23 protein-coding genes are annotated in these 25,332 nt (G+C 54.1%); 7 read left to right on the plus strand and 16 right to left on the minus strand.

Annotation, left to right across the window (positions count from 1 at the left end; translation table 11 throughout):
• The 5 genes from JJB97_RS15370 to JJB97_RS15390 form a co-directional block, all read right to left on the minus strand.
• The coding region (locus JJB97_RS15370; RefSeq protein WP_238714901.1) for an alkaline shock response membrane anchor protein AmaP at window positions 1-379 on the minus strand (379 nt) is incomplete at its 3' end.
• Window positions 380-408: 29 nt separating this feature from the next.
• Window positions 409-1,638, minus strand: coding sequence for a hypothetical protein (locus tag JJB97_RS15375; protein ID WP_238714902.1), 1,230 nt, complete (start codon window positions 1,636-1,638; stop codon window positions 409-411).
• A 1-nt stretch (window position 1,639) separates the two neighbouring features.
• On the minus strand, window positions 1,640-2,122 hold the full coding sequence (locus JJB97_RS15380) for a hypothetical protein (protein ID WP_238714903.1): 483 nt from the start codon (window positions 2,120-2,122) through the stop codon (window positions 1,640-1,642).
• Between the two features lies 1 nt (window position 2,123).
• Complete coding sequence (locus JJB97_RS15385) at window positions 2,124-3,119, minus strand: hypothetical protein (protein ID WP_238714904.1); 996 nt, start codon at window positions 3,117-3,119, stop codon at window positions 2,124-2,126.
• A 21-nt stretch (window positions 3,120-3,140) separates the two neighbouring features.
• Entirely contained in the window at window positions 3,141-5,633 is a 2,493-nt protein-coding gene (locus JJB97_RS15390; RefSeq protein WP_238714905.1) for a type VI secretion system Vgr family protein, read from the minus strand.
• Window positions 5,634-6,519: 886 nt separating this feature from the next.
• On the opposite strand from JJB97_RS15390, the gene rimO reads away from it, so the two are divergent.
• Window positions 6,520-7,827 (plus strand): 30S ribosomal protein S12 methylthiotransferase RimO, encoded by a 1,308-nt coding sequence (gene rimO / locus JJB97_RS15395; RefSeq protein WP_238714906.1) that lies wholly within the window; start codon window positions 6,520-6,522, stop codon window positions 7,825-7,827.
• Here the strand turns inward: rimO and JJB97_RS15400 are convergent.
• The 6 genes from JJB97_RS15400 to iaaA form a co-directional block, all read right to left on the minus strand.
• Window positions 7,824-8,273: a DUF4385 domain-containing protein gene (locus JJB97_RS15400; protein WP_238714923.1), complete on the minus strand. Its 450-nt coding sequence runs from the start codon at window positions 8,271-8,273 to the stop codon at window positions 7,824-7,826. The two genes, rimO and JJB97_RS15400, sit on opposite strands and share 4 nt — an antisense overlap.
• An 8-nt stretch (window positions 8,274-8,281) precedes the next feature.
• Complete coding sequence (gene gsiD / locus JJB97_RS15405; RefSeq protein ID WP_238714907.1) at window positions 8,282-9,193, minus strand: glutathione ABC transporter permease GsiD; 912 nt, start codon at window positions 9,191-9,193, stop codon at window positions 8,282-8,284.
• A gap of 4 nt (window positions 9,194-9,197) precedes the next feature.
• Window positions 9,198-10,118 (minus strand): glutathione ABC transporter permease GsiC, encoded by a 921-nt coding sequence (gene gsiC, locus JJB97_RS15410; protein WP_238714908.1) that lies wholly within the window; start codon window positions 10,116-10,118, stop codon window positions 9,198-9,200.
• 45 nt (window positions 10,119-10,163) lie between these two features.
• Complete coding sequence (gene gsiB / locus JJB97_RS15415) at window positions 10,164-11,705, minus strand: glutathione ABC transporter substrate-binding protein GsiB (RefSeq protein WP_238714909.1); 1,542 nt, start codon at window positions 11,703-11,705, stop codon at window positions 10,164-10,166.
• A 65-nt stretch (window positions 11,706-11,770) separates the two neighbouring features.
• A complete protein-coding gene (gene gsiA / locus JJB97_RS15420; RefSeq protein WP_238714910.1) occupies window positions 11,771-13,678 on the minus strand; it encodes a glutathione ABC transporter ATP-binding protein GsiA in 1,908 nt (635 codons plus the stop codon).
• 14 nt (window positions 13,679-13,692) lie between these two features.
• Complete coding sequence (gene iaaA / locus JJB97_RS15425; RefSeq protein WP_238714911.1) at window positions 13,693-14,628, minus strand: beta-aspartyl-peptidase; 936 nt, start codon at window positions 14,626-14,628, stop codon at window positions 13,693-13,695.
• A gap of 211 nt (window positions 14,629-14,839) precedes the next feature.
• Between iaaA and moeA the strand changes: the two genes are divergently transcribed.
• Window positions 14,840-16,072, plus strand: coding sequence for a molybdopterin molybdotransferase MoeA (moeA, locus tag JJB97_RS15430; protein WP_238714912.1), 1,233 nt, complete (start codon window positions 14,840-14,842; stop codon window positions 16,070-16,072).
• A 1-nt stretch (window position 16,073) separates the two neighbouring features.
• A complete protein-coding gene (gene moeB / locus JJB97_RS15435) occupies window positions 16,074-16,838 on the plus strand; it encodes a molybdopterin-synthase adenylyltransferase MoeB (protein ID WP_238714913.1) in 765 nt (254 codons plus the stop codon).
• A 60-nt stretch (window positions 16,839-16,898) separates the two neighbouring features.
• On the opposite strand, the gene JJB97_RS15440 is transcribed toward moeB, so the two are convergent.
• Window positions 16,899-18,491: an ABC-F family ATPase gene (locus JJB97_RS15440; RefSeq protein ID WP_238714914.1), complete on the minus strand. Its 1,593-nt coding sequence runs from the start codon at window positions 18,489-18,491 to the stop codon at window positions 16,899-16,901.
• A 226-nt stretch (window positions 18,492-18,717) separates the two neighbouring features.
• Between JJB97_RS15440 and ldtB the strand changes: the two genes are divergently transcribed.
• Window positions 18,718-19,632, plus strand: coding sequence for a L,D-transpeptidase (gene ldtB / locus JJB97_RS15445; protein WP_238714915.1), 915 nt, complete (start codon window positions 18,718-18,720; stop codon window positions 19,630-19,632).
• A 303-nt stretch (window positions 19,633-19,935) separates the two neighbouring features.
• Here ldtB and mntR read toward each other — a convergent pair whose 3' ends face one another.
• Window positions 19,936-20,403 (minus strand): manganese-binding transcriptional regulator MntR, encoded by a 468-nt coding sequence (gene mntR, locus JJB97_RS15450; RefSeq protein WP_238714916.1) that lies wholly within the window; start codon window positions 20,401-20,403, stop codon window positions 19,936-19,938.
• A gap of 177 nt (window positions 20,404-20,580) precedes the next feature.
• On the opposite strand from mntR, the gene mntS reads away from it, so the two are divergent.
• Entirely contained in the window at window positions 20,581-20,706 is a 126-nt protein-coding gene (mntS, locus tag JJB97_RS15455) for a manganase accumulation protein MntS (protein WP_238714917.1), read from the plus strand.
• Between the two features lie 409 nt (window positions 20,707-21,115).
• Here the strand turns inward: mntS and JJB97_RS15460 are convergent, their stop codons facing one another.
• Both JJB97_RS15460 and ompX read right to left on the minus strand, forming a co-directional pair.
• Entirely contained in the window at window positions 21,116-21,307 is a 192-nt protein-coding gene (locus tag JJB97_RS15460; protein ID WP_238714918.1) for a hypothetical protein, read from the minus strand.
• A 617-nt stretch (window positions 21,308-21,924) separates the two neighbouring features.
• The gene (ompX, locus tag JJB97_RS15465) at window positions 21,925-22,440 is read right to left on the minus strand and encodes an outer membrane protein OmpX (protein WP_238714919.1); all 516 of its coding nucleotides are present in this window, start codon (window positions 22,438-22,440) and stop codon (window positions 21,925-21,927) included.
• 352 nt (window positions 22,441-22,792) lie between these two features.
• Between ompX and rhtA the strand changes: the two genes are divergently transcribed.
• Together rhtA and dps are read left to right on the plus strand one after the other, a co-directional pair.
• Window positions 22,793-23,683, plus strand: coding sequence for a threonine/homoserine exporter RhtA (gene rhtA, locus JJB97_RS15470; protein ID WP_238714920.1), 891 nt, complete (start codon window positions 22,793-22,795; stop codon window positions 23,681-23,683).
• A 275-nt stretch (window positions 23,684-23,958) separates the two neighbouring features.
• Window positions 23,959-24,462, plus strand: a complete 504-nt coding sequence (dps, locus tag JJB97_RS15475; RefSeq protein WP_238714921.1) for a DNA starvation/stationary phase protection protein Dps — start codon at window positions 23,959-23,961, stop codon at window positions 24,460-24,462.
• Window positions 24,463-24,829: 367 nt separating this feature from the next.
• Here the strand turns inward: dps and JJB97_RS15480 are convergent.
• A partial coding sequence (locus JJB97_RS15480; protein WP_238714922.1) for an RlmF-related methyltransferase occupies window positions 24,830-25,332 on the minus strand: 503 nt, incomplete at its 5' end.

Genomic DNA, 25,332 nt, shown 5'->3' on the forward strand with positions numbered 1-25,332 from the left:
GCCAGAAGAAGGTGTAAACGGCGCGGAGGTGGTCGCGCATTTCCCTTGTCAACTTACGGGAATGCGACACCACTGGCTGCGGCTTACTGACAGATTTTTTTTCTTCATCCGAGGCAGCATGAGCAAGATGGAGATCAAAATTATTTCCACCACCAAAGCGGCTTTGCAGAAACAGTAAGACAAAAATCAGGAATCCGAGCCCCGTCGCTACAAACAGCCCTGTCTGCCAGTGGTCATGTGTGGTCGTTCCGACCTCAAACCCTAAAGCTCCGGGTTCACGCCAGACAAGCCAGCACAGACAGAGTACACCAGCCAGTACCAGGATGATAATAAACCACAGGAAAATCCTGCTTCCTGGCAGACTCAGGATATGCTTCACAATTAACGCTCCTTGTTAAAAGTAATTAATCACACAGGGGTAACGGCCTGGCTCCAGAGCGTTCCGTTATCACGATCGGCACTGATGGCAAGTTGAGCAGTGCCGGTTTGCTGGGCGGTCTGTGCAGCGGCTGCCGCTGCGAGCCATGGTGAAACATATCCCGCATGGCCAATAATAAGATCAGTATTGTGCCGACCTGACGGTGATGGCACGCCTGAAAGGATCGGCAGCGCCATCGCCGGAATAACAGCAGACGACTCCTCGGGAGTCAGACCACTGAGCCAGAGGTGTTTGATCTGCCCATCCTCTAAAGGCGCCCAATCTGCTGCCTGTACGATCCCCTCCCCCGGAGACTGTGGATCGGTGCGCTCTGGGCGATGAAGCCATGCCAGCGGTGGGAGCGTATTCTGGGTAAGACGATTACCCAGCAGTAATGCCACCATTGCTTCAGTACTCCCCTCGCGCTTTTCTGGTGCCACCTGAAGGGCAATGACGAGTAACAGGGATTTGTCATTAATACGGTTGTCCAGCCACTCATCGATGAACTGCATACCGTGACCGTCGATATAGCTGATTGGTTGAACGATGCCGGACGCTTCCAGACATTCATACCAGATCGGAATAAAACGGCGTGGAAGTATAGTGGTGTCTGACTCAAACAATACAGCCAGGGACTGATCCGAAGTGAATGGGTTCAATGCCGTAGCAACTTCATCAAGTAGATTCTTCAACCCGGCCCTGAATATTTCTATATCCTGTATTTCTGGCTCAAGGAATTCATCATCCAACTGAACTGCCGGAGGTAATGAAAAAAAAGTATGAAAGCTAATTTCATTTTCACGGCCACGACCCGGCTGGTTTTCAAGGATAGATGGCCCCTTTATAAGTAACGACACTGGAGACTGGAAAGGCGTTTCCGGCAGAGGGACATCCAGACCAATATGTAGGATCTGAAGCACCCGACGTCCACGACGAGTTTCCCGAAGTAGAGTCTCTTCGCGTCGGCTGTCCCATCCATCGGCATGCGTGTGCTGAAAAAACCAGACCAGCAACCGCAGGATAAATACAGTGAACCAGAGCATCATCACAGCTGCTGAGATCAACAACCAGTATTTTGTACCGTCTCCAGCACGATCCAGCACCAGTCCAACTATGGCACCGAGGATAACCAGAGATCCCAGAGCAGAAAGCCAGTAGCCAAACCGAATAGGGTTCGGACGCCATGCAGCAGGCGGAATAATTTTAAGATTGACAGACATATCAGGGAATAAAGACCAGTTCAGGGGAAACGGCATCAAGATTTAATTGGGCCTTCAGGCGCTCAACACCCGAACCAGACCATTCAAAAGTCACACCCTTTTCGTTCCACGATATTGAAGAAAAATCATCATTTACTGCACTACTTTGTTCAATGGAACGCCAGCAACTGGAAACCATAATACGTTGTACTTGTACCGCTTGCTTATTTTCAATTCTGTAGATATCAGCATACATTTCCTGCCCTGCGCCACATTGAGCTGTAGGGTTTCCCGGCCGTGAGGGAAACCCTTTGATCAGTAAAAAAAATTTTTTGCTATTTACAATATGTATTTTCTTATCACTATAAAGCGACCATAAATCTTTCTCAGGATTGATGGTAACGCTTTCAATAAGAAACGGCTTCCAGCGATCCTCTACTTCCTTTATTTCTGAAGCGTAAAGAGGAAAAACCATAAATATAAAAAAAAACCATGTGTATTTCATCTTAATACCTCTCATAGACAGTGTCGGCATAACATAAACCAGAATATACCCAAGGATGCTCAGCACTTTGCCCATTACCACCGAGTCGATATGTTGGCTGATCGCGAACATGAAGCTGCTGTTCCGTTTGACCAGCATTTTCCGGACGGTTCATATTCCAGCCAATATTTCCTGTTGTGCTGTCACATAAATGGTTATATTTGCGTACCCATGAATTTTTCGTGCTGTCCCACTTATAGTAATGACCACCGTTCCACATAGCGATAGCATCTCTTTCGACCATTTCTTCAGTAAAATTCCCATGCTGGCTCAAATAGCGTCGTGCATCGTTTAATTTCTGTTGGAAAAGATCCCGGCCAGCATTAACGTTAGCTTTCCAGTTCCATACTGTGTTGTAATCTGGAGGCGGATTTGTCGCTTGTGTCATACCATAACCATTATCAAATGATAAAATTGGCTGACCATCACTATTGATAAAATGCTTTATATGAGTTTCGTGTCTGGCAAGCTTAAGAAGATTTTCTCCACCTTCAAGCGTTGCCATATAAGAAGCGACATCCGCTTCAGTTGGATTCTGACCGCTAATTTTAATATTACGTGATATGGTGATTTCACCTATTTTGACTGATACCGACAGGTTTCCGCCCAGAACCTTTCCTTCGCCAAAATTAGCTTTCCAGATTTTATCTGCCGAGGAAAAAGTTCCAGACTCGGTAAAATTACGTTTAACTTTTGAGCCTCTGCGATTTTCGTAAACGCCCATCCTGGCATCCCAGGTGATTTTCCACGACCAGGCATAAGGCCCTGCAGCTGGCGTGGCAAACTCAAATACTATGTCAGGGAGTGTGGCGTCAGCATTGATTTTGAATTCAGCATTGTCAGCCGGCCTCACCCATGTGGTGTTTTCTGCTGTAGCAATGATCTGAACCAGACTGTCCGGCGTGTTATTTGTGGTGCCTGCGTTTTGTGCGTTTTGTGCGTTTTGTGCGTTTTCCATAATATGGCCCTTCCCTGTTCCTTAAAACTTCAACGTTAATTTTTCAGCTGTACGGGTAAATACCCGTTCTGTCAGCCCATCGTTATCAGTAATACCTTCCCAGATCTGGCCTGATGCGCTTCGGATGGTATACGGCACACCTGCACGTGGGGTGACCTTATCAGCTTCAGTGATCCGGAACTGCTCATCAAATAAGTCACCGACCTTGCCTGGTGGTGTGGTAATAGCCTTAACATCGCTCGCAGCATCCTTACGGCCATAACGTCCTGCGCGGGTGTTATATTCGCCATTTGTAGCCAACTCAATCCTGGCTGCATCAAGCGTAAAATAACTGCCCCCGGCATTCAGGGTAATCCGCTTTGCCGCGGTAATCTGAATTTCATCTTCGGTACTGACGATACTGATGCCCTTGCGCGCAAGCAGCTCCATGGTGTCGTTCTGCGCCTGCACCGTCACCGGTCCCTGGTTGGCAATCAGCTTCATGCCCAGTTTGCGCACAAACACGCTCAACTGCGCGCCCACCCCCACAAACAGCTTTTTCACCACGCTGATATCGGCATTGTTACCGGCTGTCGCTACCAGGTTTTGCCCTGCTGATAGCTGCAGGTGCTCGCCGCTGGTCACGGCCACGCCGTCCGGCGCGGTGAGGTGCAGCACTGAGGCCTTCAGCTCGTTCAGCTTCTGCTCCATCAGCGCTATCTGGGCCTGTAATTCGGCAGGACTTGCCTGTGAGGCCCGGGCATCGTCCGAGATGGCCTGCATCTCTTCTCTGGCGGCCTTAAGGCGACTGACGGCCGGGGCCATTTCCAGCACCTGTCCCCGGGCTTTGCTCTGCGTATCTGCTGTGATATAAATTCCTTTCCCGGCACGCAGCGCCCCCCAGGAATCGCTGCGCAGTTCAAACCCGCTGCCGCGCTGGTCACGGTTTGCGTCAACCAGATACCCCAGATTCAGCTGCGTTTTACCGCCATTCTCCGTCGAAATCTTTATCGATTCCTTCTGGCGATTATCCTCGATCCTTATTTTGTTATTTGTGGGTGTCCTGAGCACGTTACGCCGGTAGTTGGCGATGTTGACATGATCCGGATGGGTTGAGGTATGCAGCGCCCCGATGATATAGGGCCGGTCCGGGTTGCCGTCCTCAAACGCCACCGCCACCTCAGTGCCCGCCAGCAGCGGCAGGTGCAGGCCGTAAGTATCGCCCGCGTACGGGCGGGCCTGGCGCACCCACAGGCTTTCATACCCGGTCTGCCAGCTGTCGCGGTCAAACAGAAAATTAATGCGGTAGCGGCCATCCTTATCGATATGCCCGTAGATATCGTTTTCCGTGGTACTGGTCACCCGCGCCGGCAGCGTACCGGCCATCACCGGACGGGCTTTCAGCCGCGGCCGGAAGCTGTAGCGCCCGCCTGCCGGCATCGCCGTGAAGGCGGTTTCCAGACTCCTGTCACGCCGCGCGCGGCAGCGCAGGGCCGTTATCACCACGCCCTGGCTGAATATCTCACCGGCCGTGCTGCCGGTGACTTTCAGCAACGTCCCCGCCGCCAGCGCGGCAGCGTTGCAGACACCGGCAAGCCGCGTCTGGTCATTCACATAGCGCTCATGGCTGAGCCGGGCGTAAAACTGACCGCTTTCCGGTAGCGGATCGCGACTTTCCCCTGCGGTCAGATAATTACCGGCAAAGTGATATGCCTCGCCGTAGGTGGTTTCATCCCCGGCGGTGATGTCCACCTGCGCGTCCATATCGGCAGCGGCATCCCGGTAGTTGTAATCTCGCGTGAAGACCGATTTTTCCACCACCCGGTGGCGGCTCTGCATCCCCCACACCGACTCCACCGCGTCATCATGCAGACCGGACGGCGCCACCGCCGACAGCGTGATTTCCGGCGCATAGCCTTTCTGCGCGTCAAAGAACTCCACCACATCGATGTGCAGCCGGGTGTCGGTACTGAACCGAAACCAGATCCCCACCTCGGCCAGCAGGCGGCTGATAAAATCGTAATCTGATTCCGAGAACTGCATTACCTGCTCACGGCGCGGATATTCCCGCGTCAGGTCGAACAGAAAGTCCTGCCCGCGCATGTTATGGCGCTCACGCAGGATCTTCTCAACGATCTGCGGCACTGACATATCCTGGTAAATCGCGTTCTGGCGGCTGCGTCTGAGCAGTGCCAGGCGCGGCTGCAGCGTCAGGGCATAGCGGGTTTCATCACGGGAAGAAGAGAGCCGGCGAAAGGCTGTCACCACGCCCTGCACGGTGCGTACCGGCTGCTGAAGCGGCACGCCCCAGGCCTGCGCCACTTTGGCAGAGAGTACAAGCGCCGCGGGTTTCAGCAGCAACTGCTGCGGCGTCAGGGAATGGTCGGCGGAGGTGAACTCAATATCCCAGCGAAACGGGCGACTGAGGGATTCGCGACCGTCCAGTTCAACAACATCAAGCGTTGCAGTACAGTTCTGAACGCAAAGGCGATGATGGTTGTGGCTGAAAAAGAGGGGTAAGGCAGTATCCGTCACGGCTGACCTCCTGTGTCATATGGTTCGGAAATGTAGGGCTTCAGGTATGCTACCGCCCATAGCCCTAAGCCCCGGCCCAGAAGGCGTAACCCAAAAATGCTGTATTTACCCATACCCAGGATAAATGGCACAACGAAAGCTAATTTCTGAATGGTGATTTTTAAATCAATACTGCTGGCTTGTAAAGACGGGAAACATTAACAGCACTGGCTGATTTATATAGAAAAAAGGATCCTCAAAAACTATTCTCTACCATTGTGTATCTGATAAATATTTAACGCTGCGTATACAGCCTACAGGTCCATAAACTACTAAAATAATAAAGAGTTACTGTATCCATTAATTTTCCTGAGCCAGAGCACATCTTGATCCTGTGACGCAGTTAATTCTGATTAGCTCTAAATACTACTTCACTGTAATTGTCTTAATATTTCCAGGCCACGACACTTTCGTAGTCGGGGCTTTGACAGTTTTTACCCGAAAAAGAGCGCAGCCCTTTTCCTTTGCAGGCAACGGCGTACTGACACACATTTATTTTTATAGTCATACCAGCATTTACTCTTTGCATCCGCCGGCTGTCAAAGGCTTACTCACTCCATTAATCACATATAAAACAAAAATATAATATTGACATGCTCAATCGCCACCCGGACAGCTTCAATGAGGTCTCCTGACTTGCCCTCCCTCTGTGTTTTTCGCCTGAAACGCAGAAAAGCCAGGATCGATAATTATCAGCCCGTGCTCATTGCAAATGTTTTCGCACTAATCAACTGGCACGCCAGCGTTGTGTCTTTAGCCTGCTTTTTCACTTGTCCACCGAACGTATGAATATAGCCAGGACATCCTGTATACTCCGCGTTTTTCCGAGCAATGATTGTATAAGTAAATGGCTAAGATTGGATTTTTATCATTAGGGTGTCCGAAAAACCTGGTGGACTCCGAGCGCATTCTGACCGAGCTGCGTACCGAAGGTTATGATGTGGTGCCAAACTACGACAACGCCGATATGGTTATTGTCAATACCTGCGGCTTTATCGACAGTGCCGTGCAGGAGTCGCTGGAGGCCATCGGCGAAGCGCTAAAAGAGAATGGCAAAGTCATCGTGACCGGCTGCCTGGGCGCCAAAGAAGACCAGATTCGCGAAGTGCACCCGAAAGTACTGGAAATCACCGGCCCGCACAGCTACGAGCAGGTACTGGAACATGTGCACCATTATGTGCCAAAACCGCAGCATAATCCTTACCTGAGTCTGGTGCCCGCCCAGGGCGTAAAGTTAACGCCGCGCCACTACGCCTATCTGAAGATTTCCGAAGGCTGCAATCACCGCTGCGCGTTTTGCATTATTCCGTCCATGCGCGGCGATCTCGACAGCCGCCCGATAGGCGAAGTGTTGGCTGAGGCCAAACGCCTGGTGGAAGCGGGCGTGAAAGAACTGCTGGTGATTTCCCAGGACACCTCCGCCTACGGCGTGGACGTGAAGCACCGCACCGGTTTCTGGAACGGCGAACCGGTAAAAACCAGCATGGTCAGCCTGTGTGAACAGCTCTCCCGCCTCGGCGTCTGGACGCGCCTGCACTATGTATATCCATATCCGCATGTTGATGACGTCATTCCGCTGATGGCCGAAGGTAAAATCCTGCCCTACCTGGATATCCCGTTACAGCACGCCAGCCCGCGTATTCTTAAGCTGATGAAACGCCCGGGCGCGGTAGAGCGCACCCTTGAGCGCATTAAAAAATGGCGCGAAATCTGCCCGGATTTGACCCTGCGTTCCACCTTTATCGTCGGCTTTCCTGGCGAAACCGAAGAAGACTTTCAGATGCTGCTCGACTTCCTGAAAGAAGCGCGCCTGGACAGGGTCGGCTGTTTCAAATACAGCCCGGTAGAAGGCGCGGCGGCCAACGAACTTGCAGATCAGGTGCCGGAAGCGGTCAAAGAAGAGCGCTGGAATCGCTTTATGCAGCTTCAGCAGCGCATTTCCGCCGAACGTTTGCAGGAAAAAATCGGTCGTGAAATTCTCGTTATGATCGACGAAGTAGACGATGAAGGCGCCATCGGGCGCAGCATGGCAGACGCGCCGGAAATTGACGGCGCGGTATATCTTAATGGCGAAACAGCGCTGAAACCGGGCGATGTGGTGCGCGTGAAGGTAGAAAACGCCGACGAATACGACCTGTGGGGCAGCCTGGCTTAACCGTAGCGCTGCTGATGGGCCTTTTTACGCGCCAGGTAGTCTTTATCCTGGCGCAGTTTATCCCAGTATCCTTTAAATATCGCCGCGCTCGCGGCTTTTTCTTCATTTAGCCTGTAAGGCAGAACGCTACCGTCAGCGGCATACTTTTTACCACCCGGATGGTTGGCATAGCGTCGCGCCCGGGTATAGCCCATCTGGATAAACTTGCGCGCCATATCCATCCCCACAAACTCGTCGCGCTGACGGTAAAGTTCAAACAGCGCCAATATGGCCCGGGCTGAAGCTTCGGCCTGCGCCGGCGTTTTAAATCGCCAGTGCGGCAGAATCTCGCTTTTATACGGCTCCACCAGCAATACGCCCTGCTCGCCGCGCCCGACCTGGTAAAGCTCAGGGCTGGCGCGAAAATCTATTGCGGTAAAATCGCGGTCATAATTGAAAGGCGGCATTGCTATACTCACGGCTCCAGTCGGGGATCGAGCGCATCGCGCAGACCGTCGCCAAGCAGGTTAAACGCCAGCACGGTCAGGAAAATCGCCAGGCTCGGGAACAGCGCAATATGCGGCGACATCGCCATATCCGCCTGCGCCTCATTAAGCATAGCGCCCCATTCCGGCGTAGGCGGCTGCGCGCCAAGCCCGAGAAACGACAGGCTGGCGGCGGATATAATCGCTGTGCCAATACGCATGGTGAAAAACACAATAATGGATGAGAAGGCGCCTGGCAAAATATGGCGCAGCAGAATGACCGCGTCAGGCGCCCCAATGCTGCGCGCCGACTCAATAAACGTTTGCTGTTTAAGCACCAGCGTATTCCCGCGCACCAGGCGAGCAAAGGCAGGAATGGTAAACACCGCCACGGCGACTATCACATTCACCATACCGCTGCCCATGACCGCCACCACCGCAATCGCCAGTAAAATACCAGGAAACGCAAACAGTACATCGCAGATACGCATGATCAGGCGATCCCACCCGCCTTCATAGTAGCCTGAAATCAACCCCAGCAACGTGCCAATAGCCGCGCCGAGCGTGACGGACAAAACGCCTGCCGCCAGCGAGATACGCGCGCCGACCAGCACACGGCTGAAAATATCGCGTCCGAGAGAATCCACGCCGAACCAGTGTACCCGCGACGGTCCCTCGTTAAGCCTGTCATAATCGAAATAATTTTCCGCATCGAATGGCGCCAGCCAGGGCGCCGCCGCCGCCAGCAGCACAAGCAGCAGGACAAATCCTCCGGCAAACAGCGCCAATGGCTGGCGGCGCAGCCGCCGCCAGAATTCGTGCCACGGGGTGCGCACTCGTTCCGGGCGCAACAACGGCATCGCCTTTAACGCCGCGTCCCGGCGCCAGTTAAGTAATCGCATCCTGTTATCGATACCTGATTGTCGGATTAATCGCGGCGTAGAGCACATCCACCGCCAGGTTAATTAAAATAAATTCCAGCGAAAACAGCAGCACTTCAGCCTGAATAACTGGATAATCGCGCATCTCAACCGAATCGACCAACAAACGTCCCAACCCAGGCCAGTTGAACACTTTCTCCACCACAATGGAGCCGCCGAGCAGGAAACCAAACTGTAGCCCCATCATCGTAACAACCGGAATCAGAGCGTTACGCAAGCCATGTTTTATTACGACCTTCTGTTCGCTGATACCTTTAGCGCGCGCAGTGCGTATATAGTCTTCCTGCAACACCTCCACAAACGCAGCGCGGGTAAAGCGCGCCATGACCGCCGCCACACCAGCGCCCAGGGTAATGGACGGCAGTATATAGTGCCGCCAACTGTCGGCCCCGACCGTCGGCAGCCAGCCAAGTTCGACTGCAAAAATTTGCATCAACGCCATCCCCAGCGCAAACGCAGGAAAAGAAATACCGGATACGGCAAGCGTCATACCGAGCCTGTCCGGCCAGCGGTTGCGCCATACCGCGGAGATAATACCGGCGCTCAGGCCAAACAAGGTTGCCCAAACCATACTGGTAAGCGTCAGCCACAGCGTAGGCAGAAAGCGGCTGGCTATCTCTTGTGAAACCGGCCGGTGCGAAGCCATAGATATGCCAAAATCGCCGCGCGCAACGTTTGCAATATAGTGTATAAACTGATACCACAGCGGCCTGTCCAGCCCAAGCTGGCTGCGCACCATTGCCACCACATCAGCGTCGGCCTCAGGCCCGGCAAGCAGCCGCGCCGGATCGCCGGGTAACAAATGAACAAACAAAAACACCAGCACGGCCACGATCAGTAGCGTGGGAATAAGCCCAAACAGGCGTTTAATCACATAATTAAGCATGCCTCTCCCTGTTTGCCCCTTCGCACAGGAGGGGGCGAGCGCCATTTAGTTTAAATCGGCCTTATCAAAGCTAAAGCCGGTATCCGGCATTACGTAAAAACCGGTTAAATTTTTGCTGTGCGCCGATACCAGTTTTTCGACCACTAACGGCACCCAGGGCGACGCTTTCCAGATAATGTCCTGCGCGTCCTTATAAAGTTTTGCCTTTTCAGCCTTATCGGCGCTCAACAGCGCCTGCGACAAAGCGTTATCGACCTGCGGATCGCTAAAAAATGCCGTGTTAAACAGCGTTGGCGGCCAGTTTTGCGAGGCAAACAGCGGCGATAGCGCCCAGTCGGCCTCGCCCGTAGACGCGCTCCAGCCGGTATAAAACAGCCGCACGCCGCTCTCTTTCTGCGCCTTGCCTTCCACCTGGGCTGCGCGCTGCCCGGCGTCCATTGCAGTAATCTGCGCTTTAATACCAACCTGCGCCAGTTGCTGCTGAGTAAACTGCAATACTTTACGCGCTGTGCTGTGATTGTGTGACGACCACAGCGTAGTGGTAAAACCGTTCGGATACCCCGCTTCTTTAAGCAGCGCTTTCGCCTTCGCCGGATCGTAAGGCCAGGGCTGATAAGATTCGGCATATTCAATGGCAGGCGGCACAACGCCGGTTGCAGGCGTGGCATAGCCGGAGAACGCGACCTTCACCAGCGCCTGTCGGTTGATGGCATAATTTAACGCCTCACGCACCTTCAGGTTGTCAAACGGCTTTTGCGTTACGTTTATGCTGATGTAACGCTGCATAATCGATGGCGTAGTCACAAGCGTCAACTTCGGATTTTTTTCAAGCTTCGCGGCCTGCTCAAACGGCACAGGAAAGGCAAGGCTGGCTTCGCCGGTTTGCAGCATCGCGGCGCGAGTGTTGTTATCCACAACCGGACGCCAGGTAATGGTATCAAGCTTTGGCAGCCCCTTTTGCCAGTAGCCGGGAAATTTTTGCACTTTAACAAAATCGGTCGGATTCCAGGTTACCAGCTGATAGGGGCCGGTACCTACCGGGTGAAAGCCGATGTCCTTACCGTATTTTTGCAGCGCCGCCGGAGAAATCATCGCCGTTGCCGGATGAGCAAGGATATGGATGAATGCGGAAAAAGGCGTTTTCAGCGTAATTTTCACCGTCTGCGGATCAACGGCCTCGGTGCGGGCGATATTTTTATACAGGTTATAACGTTTAAGATGGTTATTCGGATCGCTTGCGCGGTCAAGATTCACTTTCACCGCTGTCGCGTTGAAATCGCTGCCATCCTGAAATTTCACCCCCTGGCGCAGCTTAATGGTGTAGACTTTGCCGTGCGCCGATACCGCATAACTTTCCGCCAGTACGTTCTGAACCTTCATATCTTTATCCAGGCCAAAAAGCCCCTGATAAAACGATTTCGCTACCGCCTGCGAGAGCGTGTCGTTGGCATCGTACGGATCGAGCGTGGTAAAGCTGGAACCCACCGCTACCACCACGTCTTTAGCGGCAAAGGCGGGCAGCGACGCGGCTGCGGATGAAGACAGCGCAGCGGCAATCAGCCAGCGGCGCGCAGTTGCATGTTTCATCGTTATTCTCCTGTGATTCCCTGTCTTTGCCGGCAACCCGCCCGACGCCTGTGGTCGTTTTACTACTACAGCCGGGGTTGACCGTCACGTAATGCAGTATGCGACGCCGCCTGGCTCGGTGTCTTAAAGGAATGGCGAGCCACAAAATGCCCAGGCCCGACCGGTTCCAGCGCCAACGCGACGGGATTATCCCCCAACCGCCGCGTGGTGCCTGGCAGCTCATCCGACAGCAGCACGCGAGGAGCGCGGCGGTGCGTCGGGTCGGCCACCGGCACCGCAGCCAACAGCCGACGGGTGTAAGGATGTTGCGGGTTTTCAAACACTGCGCGGCGCGGGCCAATCTCTACAATCTGCCCAAGATACATTACCGCTACCCTGTGGCTGATACGCTCCACCACCGCCATATCGTGCGAAATAAACAGGAATGCAATGCCAAACTCACGCTGTAGATCCATTAGCAGATTGATAATCTGCGCCCGAACAGAGACATCAAGCGCCGAAACCGCTTCATCAGCAATCACAACTTTAGGGTTAAGCGCCAGGGCGCGAGCGATGCAGATACGTTGACGCTGGCCGCCTGAAAATTCGTGCGGATAGCGCCGCGCATGCCCGGCGTCCAGCCCTACCCGCTCAAGCAGCCAGGCCGTACGCGCCTGCGCTTCGGACTTTGACGCGCCGTGTATCAGCAGCGGCTCCATAACCGAATAGCCAACCGTCAGACGCGGGTCAAGCGAGGCCCAGGGGTCCTGGAAAATTATCTGAATATCGCGGCGCATCGCCTGCACAGACGCGTTAGAAAGCGTATCGATACGCTGGCCGTTAAAGGTAATACTGCCGCTCTGACTCGCCACCAGACGCAACAGCGCCCGCCCTGTGGTAGATTTGCCGCAGCCGGACTCCCCCACAAGCGACAGCGTTTCTCCCGGCCAGAGATCGAAGCTAACGCGCTCGACCGCATGCACCTGACGGTTGATGCGATTAAACACGCCGCCGCGCAGCGCAAAGCGCGCGACCAGATCGCGCACCTGTAAAACCGGCGCGCTGTCTGCCGGCACGGTATCCTGTTCAATTTCCGGTTCGCGCTGTTGCAACGCATCCTGTCCTGCCAGCGGAAAACGGCGCGGCAGCGCGCGGCCGTTCATTTCACCAAGACGCGGCACCGCCGCCAGCAGCGCGCGGGTATAGGGATGCTGAGGCGCATGGAAAATTTGCGCAACGCTACCGCTCTCCACCGCCTCGCCGCGAAACATAACCAGCACGCGGTCGGCAATCTCCGCCACTACGCCCATATCATGGGTAATAAAGATAACCCCCATATCCATCTCTTTTTGCAACACACCGATAAGTTGCAGGATTTGCGCCTGAATGGTGACATCAAGAGCGGTAGTGGGTTCATCAGCGATAAGCACCGCCGGGCGGCAGGAGAGCGCCATTGCAATCATGACGCGCTGGCGCATGCCGCCGGATAGCTGGTGGGGATAGCGATCCAGCACGGCACGTGAGCCGGGTATACGCACCAGATCCAGCATGCGTTTTGCTTCGTCGCGCGCTTTACGGTAATTAAGCTTCTGGTGCAAACGGATGGACTCGGCAATCTGTTCGCCCACGCTCAGCACCGGGTTGAGCGAAGTCATCGGTTCCTGAAATATCATGGCGATATCCGCACCGCGCGCCTCACGCATTTCACGATCGCTTAGCGTGCGCAAATCCGCTTTCTCGCCGCTACGCCGCCGTATCCACAGCGGGCCGCTGTTCACAACCGCGTTGCGCTCATTAAGCAACCGCATCAGCGCCAGCGCGCTGACCGATTTGCCGGAACCTGACTCGCCAACGATAGCCAACGTTTCGCCGCGCGCCAGGGAAAACGACAGACCGCGCACAGCTTCAGTCACCTGCCGTTGCTCATGGAAACGCACACTCAGGTCGCTTATCGACAATACCTGATTTTCCGCCAGTTCGCGTCTGTGGGGCACTCCCCCCTCCTTAATTACTGGTAGATGCCGACGGTAGGCGCATCGCCGACATAGGCAAAAGCGCGATACATTCCTTCACTGTTGAAGGGCAGCGTCACGTTGCCCTGGTTGTCCACGGCAATAGCGCCGCCGCTGCCGCCAAGAGTAGGAATTTTTTCCATGATGACGCGCTCAGTGGCCTGGTGCAGGCTCAGCCCACGATATTCCATTAGCGCCGCAATGTCGTATGCCGCCAGCGTACGCATAAACAGCTCGCCGGTACCGGTACAGGAAATAGCGGCATTGGCGTTATTCGCATAGCATCCTGCCCCCACCAGCGGCGAATCGCCAACCCGGCCTGGCAGCTTATTCGTCATTCCACCGGTTGAAGTTGCCGCCGCCAGGTTGCCGTGTAGATCCAGCGCCACCGCGCCGACGGTGCCAAATTTGCGATCCGGGTCGAGCGGCGCGCCGGCATCATTATCAAGCATAACCCGCCCCTGGGCGCGCTGAAGCTGCGCCAGACGCTGCGGCGTCGAAAACAGCGACGGCTCAACCCACGGCATTTCATGCTGTGCGGCGAACTGCTCAGCCCCCTCGCCTACCAGCAGCACATGCGGGCTTTGTTCCATAACCAGCCTTGCGGCCAGCACCGGATTGCGCAGACGGCTTATACCCGCTACCGCACCCGCGTTTAGCGTATTGCCGTCCATAATGCAGGCATCAAGTTCGTGCGTGCCGTCGCGCGTAAATACCGAACCGATCCCCGCGTTAAACAGCGGGCACTCTTCCAGCAAACGCACCGCTTCTGTTACCGCATCAAGCGCGCTGCCGCCTCTGGCCAGAATTTTCTGCCCAACCTCAACAATTTCTGATAGCGCCTGAATATAGCGCTGTTCCTGCTCTGTGCTCATTTGCGCGCGGGAAATAGCGCCCGCGCCGCCGTGGATAGCAATTACCGCTGTTCCCATTAGACATCACTCAGTTGCGTTTTCTCTGGCGTTTTTTCAGAGATATCAGGCTTTTTGCGACAAACACATTCGACTGGTGAATATAGAAAGTTGTAAATTCGTTGTAAAGAACAAGCTACATTTGTCGGCGCTAAAATGTGGTCGTTCAGCCTGGCCGCGCTTTCTGCCATAATAGCCCGCTCTGACTGATTTTCCCGTGCAGGAGTACTTCATGGATTTTTCCGCTGGCCTTATCCCTCTTGACGCCGCCCTTGAGCAAATGCTTTCCCGCCTTACCCCCGTTGCTGAAAGCGAAACGCTGCCGCTTCTGGAAGCATTCGGCCGCGTAACGGCCGCAAGCGTTGCCTCACCGCTCGACGTACCGGGCTTTGATAACTCGGCTATGGATGGTTATGGCGTAAGGCTGGCGGATGTGGCAAGCGGCAAGCCGCTGCCGGTAGCGGGCAAAGCCTTCGCCGGTCAGCCGTTTCACGGCCACTGGCCTGCCGGCACCTGCGTGCGCATCATGACCGGCGCGCCGGTGCCGCCAGGCTGCGAGGCGGTGGTCATGCAGGAAGAAACGCAGGAAAGCGATGCCGGAATCCGCTTTATCGCAGCGGTCAGGCCCGGGCAGAATATCCGCCGCCGCGGTGAAGATATTCGCCAGGGCGCCGCCGTCATTGAAGGCGGCCGCCGGCTAAGCGCGGCCGAACTGCCGATGCTGGCCTCGCTCGGTATTGCGCAACTTCCTGTTATACGCCGGCTGCGCGTGGCGGTGTTTTCCACCGGCGACGAACTACAGCAGCCCGGGCAACCGCTGGCTGAAGGGCAGATATACGACACTAATCGGCTGGCAGTACACCTGATGCTGGAGCAGCTTGGCTGTGACGTCATTAATTTGGGCATTGTACGCGACGATCCGCAGGCGCTGCGCGATACCTTTATCCATGCCGACAGCATAGCTGACGTGGTGCTAAGCTCAGGCGGCGTATCGGTCGGTGAAGCGGATTACACCAAACACATTCTCAGCGAGCTCGGTGAAATCGGCTTCTGGAAACTGGCCATCAAACCGGGCAAGCCCTTTGCCTTTGGCCGCCTGAAAAACAGTTGGTTCTGCGGCCTGCCGGGCAACCCGGTTTCCGCCGCCGCCACCTTTTATCAACTGGTACAACCGCTGCTGGCGAAACTCGGGGGCCAGCGCGATTACGCATTGCCGCAGCGTCTGCGTGTACGCGCGGCGCAGAAATTCAAAAAAACGCCGGGGCGCCTTGATTTCCAGCGCGGTATTTTGCGCACTGGCGCAGACGGCCAGCCCGAAGCGATCAGCACCGGCCATCAGGGGTCGCATATTTTTAGCTCTTTTAGCCAGGGAAATTGCTTTATTGTTCTTGAGCGCGAACGCGGTAACGTAGAGCCGGGCGAATATGTCGATGTTGAACCGTTTAACCATCTGTTCGGAGGCTGATATGCAGCAGGCGCTCAGCGATGAAGAGATGTTGCGCTATAACCGCCAGATAATCCTGCGCGACTTCGATTTTGACGGCCAGGAACGGCTGAAGGCTTCACGAGTCCTGGTAGTCGGTCTGGGCGGCCTGGGCTGCGCCGCCGCGCAGTATCTGGCTGCCGCAGGCGTCGGTCAGATGACGCTACTGGACTTCGATACCGTAGCGCTCTCTAATTTACAGCGCCAGACGCTACACTACGACGCGGATATCGGGCGTCTGAAGGTAGACTCCGCGTGCGATACATTACGAACGATTAATCCTCACGTTACGTTTGAAACAGTGGGCAGGCGGCTTAATGAAACGGAGCTGGCCGCGGCGGTCGCCCGGCATGATTTAATTCTCGACTGCACCGACAACGTAGACATTCGCAACCAGCTAAATCAGGCCTGCTTTAACGCAAAAATTCCGCTGGTATCCGGTGCGGCGATTCGTATGGAAGGCCAGATATCCGTCTTTACCTGGCTGGATGGCGCCCCCTGCTACCGCTGCCTCAGCCGCCTGTTCGGCGATAACGCGCTGACTTGCGTGGAAGCAGGCGTGATGGCGCCGCTGGTGGGCATCATTGGTTCGCTACAGGCAATGGAAGCGATAAAAGTCCTGGCCGGCTACGGCACGCCCATTACAGGAAAGATTTTGCTGGTGGACGCCATGCGCGGGCAGTTTCGGGAAATTACGCTGGCGCGCAATCCGCACTGCGAGGTTTGCGGCGACGGCGAACCCGCCTGAGGCGATAAGAGAATAAAAACAGAAAAATAGCGCGCCCTCAGCGAGGGCGCGAACAGTGGATTACTCAATACCCTTGCTACGCAGATAATCTTCGTAACCGCCGCCAAAATCCACGACCCGATCCGGCGTGATTTCCAGCACGCGCGTCGCCAGCGAGCTGACGAATTCACGGTCGTGAGAAACAAAAATCAGCGTCCCCTGATACATTTCCAGCGCCATATTCAGCGACTCGATAGATTCCATATCCAGGTGGTTCGTCGGCTCATCCATAATCAGAATATTAGGGCGCTGCATCATCAGCTTGCCGAACAGCATGCGTCCTTTCTCGCCGCCAGACAGCACCTTCGCCGGTTTTTTAATGTCATCCTGGCTGAACAAAAGCCGGCCCAGCACGCTACGTACCGCCTGTTCATCATCCCCTTCCTGCTTCCACTGGCTCATCCAGTCGAATACCGTCAGATCGTTTTCAAACTCGGCGGCGTGATCCTGGGCATAGTAGCCAATACGCGCGTTTTCAGACCATTTCACCGTGCCATTATCCGGCGTCAGTTCGCCTACCAGCGTTTTCAGTAAGGTGGATTTTCCCACGCCGTTGGTGCCAAGCACGGCCAGTTTTTCCCCTACTTCCAGCAGCATTCCCACATCGGTAAAAAGCGACCCGTCGTCAAAACCTTTCGTCAGCGCTTCCACCTCCAGCGCATTACGGAACAGTTTTTTGTCCTGCTCAAAGCGAATAAAGGGGTTCTGGCGGCTGGAGGCCTTCACTTCATCGAGCTTAATTTTATCTATCTGGCGCGCGCGCGAGGTGGCCTGACGCGACTTGGACGCATTAGCGCTAAAGCGGCTGACGAACGACTGAAGCTCGGCAATCTGCGCCTTTTTCTTCGCGTTATCTGCCAGAAGGCGCTCACGCGCCTGCGTTGCGGCCGTCATGTATTCATCATAATTGCCCGGATAAACCCGCAGCTCGCCATAATCCAGATCCGCCATATGCGTACAGACCATATTCAGAAAGTGGCGGTCATGGGAAATAATGATCATCGTGCTGTCGCGCTCGTTAAGCACCTGCTCAAGCCAGCGGATAGTATCGATATCCAGGTTATTGGTTGGTTCATCAAGCAGCAGGATATCAGGATTCGAGAACAGCGCCTGCGCCAGCAGCACACGCAGTTTCCAGCCGGGCGCCACCTCGCTCATGGGGCCATAGTGCTGTTCAAGCGGTATGCCCACGCCCAGCAATAGCTCTCCGGCGCGGGATTCTGCGGAATACCCGTCCATTTCGCCGTATCTCACTTCCAGATCGGCAACTTTGTAGCCATCTTCTTCGCTCATCTCCGGCAGGCTGTAGATACGATCGCGCTCCTGCTTTACTTCCCACAGCTCCGCATGGCCCATGATAACGGTGTCCAGCACCGAGAAGGTCTCAAAAGCAAATTGATCCTGGCGCAGCTTACCGATGCGCTCGTTGGGATCGAGCGATACATTGCCGAGCGTCGGCTCCAGATCGCCGCCCAGAATTTTCATAAAGGTGGATTTGCCGCTGCCGTTGGCGCCAATCAGGCCGTAGCGATTGCCGCCGCCAAACTTCACGGAGATGTTTTCAAAAAGCGGCTTACTGCCGAACTGCATGGTAACGTTGCTGGATACTAACAAGGCTCTGCCCCGAATAAAAAATGTGCCAGATCGCTAATTATGCCATAAGTGCGACGCCGGGTCGCCCCCGGCCAAAATCGTCTAAAATAGGAACAGATGAAAAAGACGGTTTTCATACACATCTGAATTCACTGTTGCCCTGAATGCACCTATAATGCGCTCCCGGCATTGTCACCTGTAATTAAACCAAACGCCTGTATGGCAATAACTTTTGCGCGACTTAACTATGAAATTACGTACGCTTTTACTGGCAGCTTTTACCGTCGTCGGTTTTTGTAAAACCGCTACTGCTGTGACCTACCCGCTACCTGCTGACGGCAGCCGCCTGGTTGGTCAGAATCAGGTGATTACTATCCCTGCCGACAGCAAGCAACCGCTGGAATATTTTGCAGCAAAATATCAGATGGGCCTGTCTAACATGATGGAGGCAAACCCGGGCGTCGATCCGTATCTGCCAAAAGCAGGCACTATTCTTAATATCCCGCAGCAGCTTATCCTGCCGGATACCGTACGCGAAGGTATTATCATTAACAGCGCAGAAATGCGCCTGTATTACTACCCCAAAGACATCAACACCGTTATCGTGTTACCTATCGGCATCGGCGAGTTGGGGCGCGATACGCCAATTAACTGGACAACAAAAGTTGAACGTAAACGCGAAAATCCAACCTGGACTCCAACGGCAAAAATGCATGCGGAGTATGCCGCACGCGGCGAACCTCTGCCTGCGGTCGTACCTGCCGGCCCGGATAATCCAATGGGTCTGTACGCGCTGTACATTGGCCGTCTATATGCCATTCACGGCACCAATGCCAACTTTGGCATTGGCCTGCGCGTAAGTCATGGCTGCGTGCGTTTGCGTAACGAAGACATCAAATTCCTGTTTGAGCAGGTGCCTGTCGGCACCCGCGTGCAGTTTATTGATGAGCCGGTGAAAGCCACGACGGAGCCGGACGGCAGCCGTTATATTGAGGTACACAATCCGCTGTCCACCACCGAAGCGCAGATTAAAGGCCATGAAATTGTGCCTGTTACGCTCACACAAAGCGTGAAGACCGTGACCGATCAGGCTGATGTTGATCAGAATGTGTTGCAGCAGGCTATTGAGAACCGTTCAGGCATGCCGGTACGTTTGAATTAATGCGTATAAAGCCTGCCTCTGAGCAGGCTTGAGACGGCTACTCCCCCCATCCTGTCGCAGGCAGGATGAAATACAATAAAAAATAGGGGAAATCAAAGCATTGATTTTCGCCTGCTTACCACAAAGAAGGAGAAACCCCGTTTTTTCCTTCTTTGCCAACAATCTGAAGCCTGCGCTAAGCAGGCTTTTTTATGCCAGCGCGCCCTGCGGGTAAAAGCATCGGCGGAATTTGGCTTCACTTAATCGGCTTTGGCGTAGCCCCCGTACCACCTGTTGTAAAAGCTCTTTTTTACCCGCGAGCAATTACTGATTTTCCCGTGCTTCGCAAAACTGGCGAAATACCCGCAGCGTTTCAGGGCTGACGTGATGCTCCATGCCTTCTGCGTCGCGCCGGGCAATCTCCGGGCTAATCCCCAACGCTCGCAGGAAATTTTCAACAATCTGGTGACGCTCGCGGCTTTCGCTCGCCAGTTTTGCGCCCTGCGGCGTAAGAAAGACCCCACGCCAGGGAATTTGCTCAATCAGGCCGACCGTCGCAAGGCGTTTCAACATTTTTGCAACGGTTGGCTGAGAAACGCCCAGCCGGGCGGCCATATCTACCTGACGCGCCTCGCCCACTTCCCGAATAAGATCGTCAATCAACTCAACATAATCATCAATCAATTCCCGACGATGGGCCTCACGCACCTGGCGAAAACCTTCCACATGCTCTTCAACGTTTAACAGTTTCGCCTTTTTTATATTGCCAGTCTTAACCGCGCGAGGTCCCATTCCTTTCTCCCGGAAACATTCGGTTTACATTTCAGGCATCATTGTAAACCATGACCTGCAAGGCACAAAAAATAAACGTAATAGCCGTAGCTATGTAACATAGCCTGTGCTATATCTGTATACAGTATAGTCAGTTGGTAATGGATTACCGATAAGCAGGAATACGAGGAGGCGACAATGAATGAAGTGATAAAATGCGTGCGCGTATTTACCCGATCGCCGCTGCGGGTACGCCTGCAGTTGCTCAATATAGTATGCGGGTTGATAAGCGAGAAGTCCGGGCGGCACAACGCACCGCGCTAGCTAATTGTAGCCTTTTTCACCGCCTGTTTTCATGCAGGCGCGGTAGCTTTATCGGGACAGGGGCTGTTCTCACGAGCAGCCTCCTTCCACACCACCGTACATACGGGTCCGTATACGGCGGTTCGGTTATGTTTATCGTCACCTGCTTAAAGCTCTGGCAGACACAGTCTGACGAACAGATTATTGGGGAGAGCTATCTTCATCCCCGGGCTACAACTTACCCGCCACTGCTTATGGCAACTCCCTACCGCCTGCGCCGCGAGGTCTTTGCTTACTCCCCGACATCACTCTTCTTACAGGGGATGAGCAATAGCTGCCTGGCAGCAGTTGCGCTTTCAGTTCGGACCCGTGGTGTTTCAGATAGTCCGGCAGTTCGCTTACGCTCATGCCGTCGGCTCCCGCCGCACCTTTATTGGCCTTCCACTCGTTTCAGGGCTTGCCTGAGATTGACTGATTCACAGATGGATTCCATCAGCCATGCTGTTGACGACGGACTTTCTCTGGTCGTCGGCGCCTGCCCGGTTTCGGCCCCCTGAGAACCGGTGTCCGGAGCTTCACCCCGTCTTCGGGTTTCAGGGCCGCGATGCGTTTTCTGCTGCATGACCGTTCAGAACCTCCGCTGATACTCATCACTCATTACCGTTCAGGCCTTCAGACCTTGCGTCCTACTACGCCCTCTGCTGACTCCTGTCCGCCGGTCAGCGCACCTTACGGTGCGCTCAGTTCTGGATGCAGAACGCCGGACAGGCCTCCGCCGCTTTCACCCCACTCCTGCCCAATCTTCCATCCCGGCGCTTGATGATTATGGCCTTCGCAATCAGTTGCTTGCTCCGCCAGCCGGGTAGGCCTCATATTGGATTTCTGTTCGTCAGGTCATGGCGCTGCTCCACGCTTCCTTCAGACCCCGCCTCACGACGACGCCCTTGCGCTTCGCCAGTCCTTCGCCACCATCAGGCTGGACAGGGGACTTTCACCCCCGAACTGCTGAGCATGCCCGGCACACAACAACAACAAAAAATCCGCCCGAAGGCGGATTTGAGACTGCTGACAAACCCCATCCTGACGCAGACAGGATGGATGAGACACAATAAAAAAAGGAAAATCAATGCATTGATTTTCGCCCGCTTACCGCAAAGAAGGAAAAACCCCGTTTTTCCTTCTTTATCAACAATCTGAAATCCGCCCGAAGGCGGATTTATTCGTCTTTGATGGAAGCAATCAGAAGCGGTAACCTACGCCAGCCATCCAGGTGCCAACATCAACGCTGCGGATACGGCTCTGCTCATAAGAGAAGTCCAGCGCGACGTCCTCGATCGGGTTAAACTGAAGACCCGCGCCGTAGGAGAAACCTGCATCGCTCATATCGGATTTGTAGCGATAATCGCTCGTCTGCTGGTATTTACCGTAGCCAACGCCAACAACGCCGTACAGGCTAACCCAGTCGGCCAGGCGCACAGCCGGCCCTGCGGTTAAACCGTAGTACTGACCTTTGTTGTAGATGCCGTCAGCAGACGTGTTGTCTTTTTCGGTATAAGTGAAAGAGCTGATAATACCTACCGGGCTGTTATCAAACTCATAACGGTATTTCAGGTTAAAACCTTTCGCTTTGCTGGCAACGCCCTGATAGTCGCTCTGCGCATAGCCGCCGGAAACCGTTGCGTTACCAGCGAAAGCAGAACCTGCGGATACGGCCAGAACACAAGCCAGTGCTGAAAGACATGCAATTTTTTTCATAACCACCTCAAATGTGCTTCAAGTAAGTCCTAAGATCTCAATATATCAAATTGTTTTACGAAACTCTTTGGCAATTTCGGTGTCTGAGGAACCCTTTCATGTAACAGAACGTTTCATTTCTGTTCTATCCCATTAATTCATTGAGGAATTTTTGGATGGATGGCAAGTATGGTCCCTTTTTTCAGACCTCGCTATCCGGATTTTTCTTAAAATTATAGACGGTATGGAACTTGTCGGCGGGCTAAATTTCACGCATTTTTCCATTACTTATAAATACTCGCCGCAGCCCAACGATTACCGTTACACTTAAGGCAGTTTCGTCTTTATAAAACAAAATTTCACAGGATGCAGGATGCCAACGTTGTCTCGTAAAATGCCGGTCTGGTTGCCGGTTATGCTACTTCTGGTGGCTATGGCCTCAATTCAGAGCGGCGCTACTGTGGCAAAAACTTTGATTTCCCAGGTTGGCGCTCCCGGCGTTACTGCGCTGCGCCTGCTACTGGGCACGCTGATACTGATCGGTGTATTCAGGCCCTGGCGCCTGCGCTTTACACGCAGCCAGTGTCTTCCTTTATTTCTTTACGGCCTGGCGCTTGGCGGTATGAATTATTTCTTTTATCTGTCGCTACACACGGTAGCGCTGGGTATCGCCGTCGCGCTGGAGTTTACCGGGCCGCTTGCCGTGGCGCTGTTTTCTTCTCGCCGTCCTGTTGATTTACTGTGGCTCGTGCTGGCTATGCTCGGGCTGTGGTTACTGTTGCCGCTCGGCCAGGGCATCGGCAGCGTCGATCCCGTTGGCGCTGCGTGGGCGCTGGCGGCGGGCGCATGCTGGGCGATTTATATCCTGGCCGGCCAACGCGCCGGTACCGAACACGGCCCCGCCACCGTCGCCTTCGGCTCCGTTATCGCCGCCGTTATTTTTGTACCGCTGGGCGCAGTCCAGGCCGGGGAAGCATTGTGGCACTGGTCGCTGCTGCCGCTGGGGCTGTCGATTGCCGTACTTTCCACAGCCCTTCCTTATTCGCTGGAGATGGTGGCGCTCACGCGTCTGCCCACGCGCACATTCGGTACATTAATGAGCATTGAGCCGGCTATGGGAGCGTTCTTCGGTATGATTTTTCTCGGTGAACGGCTAACTATCATGCAACTTACAGGGCTGCTATTGGTTATTGCGGCCTCCATCGGCTCCACGCTGACGCTACAGCGTGAAACACGCATAACGCGCGTTGATATTAATGAGTAATGATATGCCCCAACGGCTTTGTTGGCCGTTGGCTATTCCTGCCCGTTAAATAATTATGCACGTTAAGCCAATTAGCGCGCCTACTATTTCTTAGCTTATTTTCCCGGATAAATAATTATCGGATTAATACGTTGCTTTCATTTACCTCCACAAAAGCTCTCATTCATCCTTACTATTTAACCAATAGGCAATATCGCACCGGCGGCCTCACAAAGCGGTGCTATACTTATTGCCGTTGAATAAACGGGACATACATATCAAGAGGACAGGAAATTATGAGTACCGCTAAGCTGGTGAAAACAAAATCTTCTGAGCTGCTTTACACCCGTAACAATGTATCGGACAGCGAGAAAAAAGAAAGCGTGGAACTGCTAAACCGCCAGGTTACCCAGTTCATTGACCTGTCGCTGATGACCAAACAGGCCCACTGGAACATGCGGGGCGCAAATTTTATTGCCGTGCATGAGATGCTCGATGGCTTTCGCACCGCGCTAACCGACCACCTCGATACGATGGCTGAACGCGCCGTTCAGCTCGGCGGCGTAGCGCTGGGGACAACCCAGGTTATTAATAGCAAATCGCCGCTACAGAGTTATCCGCTGGATATTCATTCCGTTCAGGATCATCTGAAAGCGCTGGCCGATCGCTATGCCGCTGTCGCTAACGATATCCGCAAAGCGATTAGCGAAGCGAAAGATGAAGATACTGCTGATATTTTTACTGCCGCATCTCGCGACCTGGATAAATTTTTGTGGTTTATTGAATCCAACATTGAATAAAATATTGAGCGCCGGTTTGCCCCTCTCTTGCGGGAGGGGTATTTAATCAGTTTCCCGCCCTGATTTTAATTACTTACCTTGTGATAAATATTTATTCCCTTTCCCACCCGCAAATTTAAGCAAACCTTTTTTGGTTATAATAAAAAAGGGTCGGGGCCAATACGGCTTTATTCCTGTCGGAAATTAAAGAACGATCGATACACTGGCGATATGTCGGTATTTTAACCAAAAGAAACCGCCTTCTTTATCTTCGGAAAGTTAGCGGGAAAGCCTGTCATTTACTCGTCCCCCGTGTCTTAAAACGCATCCGCGCGACAGCAGGCGAAAAAATGCCCCGCCAGTAAACTGGCAGGGACGGTTACGCCCGTCAACGAGCCTGGGCTGCAGGCGTTTTGCCCGCGCGGGTAAAGGACCAGGCGATAAAACGGCTTTGCTTATTCCCCTGCGCCATCTGCACTTTCTCTACCCGCGCCGCGCCCGCCTCCTGGAGCGCACGCATAATAACAGGCAGGTTTTCACCCCGCGAAACCAGCGAAGTAAACCAGCGCGCCTGGCGGGCAAAGCGTGTGCTTTCAGCAATCATACGTCGTATAAATGCCGCCTCGCCGCCGTCACACCATAGCTCATGTTGCTGGCCGCCAAAATTCAGCGCCGGCCCGTCGCCAGTACCGAGATTGCGCCTTTTGCGGGCATTGCCCTCCCCTGCGGCCTGGGCTGAAGCGTGAAACGGCGGATTACATAATGTAGCGTCATAATATTCATTCTTGTGAATAATGCCGCTGAATATCGCTGACGAATCTTTCTGGCGGCGCAGGCGAATACGCTGACGTAAGCCCTGAGGGATCCCCACAAACTCAGCGCTAATAAACC

This window comes from Tenebrionibacter intestinalis (genome assembly GCF_016632365.1).
In the GTDB taxonomy this organism is placed as follows: Bacteria; Pseudomonadota; Gammaproteobacteria; order Enterobacterales; family Enterobacteriaceae; genus Tenebrionibacter; species Tenebrionibacter intestinalis.

Coding starts and splice junctions, on each gene's coding strand:
- JJB97_RS15375 (WP_238714902.1), bottom strand. CDS start 1,638: ATGTCTGTCAATCTTAAAATTATTCCGCCTGCTGCATGGCGTCCGAAC.
- JJB97_RS15380 (WP_238714903.1), bottom strand. CDS start 2,122: ATGAAATACACATGGTTTTTTTTTATATTTATGGTTTTTCCTCTTTAC.
- JJB97_RS15385 (WP_238714904.1), bottom strand. CDS start 3,119: ATGGAAAACGCACAAAACGCACAAAACGCACAAAACGCAGGCACCACA.
- rimO (WP_238714906.1), top strand. CDS start 6,520: ATGGCTAAGATTGGATTTTTATCATTAGGGTGTCCGAAAAACCTGGTG.
- JJB97_RS15400 (WP_238714923.1), bottom strand. CDS start 8,273: ATGCCGCCTTTCAATTATGACCGCGATTTTACCGCAATAGATTTTCGC.
- gsiD (WP_238714907.1), bottom strand. CDS start 9,193: ATGCGATTACTTAACTGGCGCCGGGACGCGGCGTTAAAGGCGATGCCG.
- gsiC (WP_238714908.1), bottom strand. CDS start 10,118: ATGCTTAATTATGTGATTAAACGCCTGTTTGGGCTTATTCCCACGCTA.
- gsiB (WP_238714909.1), bottom strand. CDS start 11,705: ATGAAACATGCAACTGCGCGCCGCTGGCTGATTGCCGCTGCGCTGTCT.
- iaaA (WP_238714911.1), bottom strand. CDS start 14,628: ATGGGAACAGCGGTAATTGCTATCCACGGCGGCGCGGGCGCTATTTCC.
- moeA (WP_238714912.1), top strand. CDS start 14,840: ATGGATTTTTCCGCTGGCCTTATCCCTCTTGACGCCGCCCTTGAGCAA.
- moeB (WP_238714913.1), top strand. CDS start 16,074: ATGCAGCAGGCGCTCAGCGATGAAGAGATGTTGCGCTATAACCGCCAG.
- ldtB (WP_238714915.1), top strand. CDS start 18,718: ATGAAATTACGTACGCTTTTACTGGCAGCTTTTACCGTCGTCGGTTTT.
- mntR (WP_238714916.1), bottom strand. CDS start 20,403: ATGGGACCTCGCGCGGTTAAGACTGGCAATATAAAAAAGGCGAAACTG.
- mntS (WP_238714917.1), top strand. CDS start 20,581: ATGAATGAAGTGATAAAATGCGTGCGCGTATTTACCCGATCGCCGCTG.
- JJB97_RS15460 (WP_238714918.1), bottom strand. CDS start 21,307: ATGCAGCAGAAAACGCATCGCGGCCCTGAAACCCGAAGACGGGGTGAA.
- ompX (WP_238714919.1), bottom strand. CDS start 22,440: ATGAAAAAAATTGCATGTCTTTCAGCACTGGCTTGTGTTCTGGCCGTA.
- rhtA (WP_238714920.1), top strand. CDS start 22,793: ATGCCAACGTTGTCTCGTAAAATGCCGGTCTGGTTGCCGGTTATGCTA.
- dps (WP_238714921.1), top strand. CDS start 23,959: ATGAGTACCGCTAAGCTGGTGAAAACAAAATCTTCTGAGCTGCTTTAC.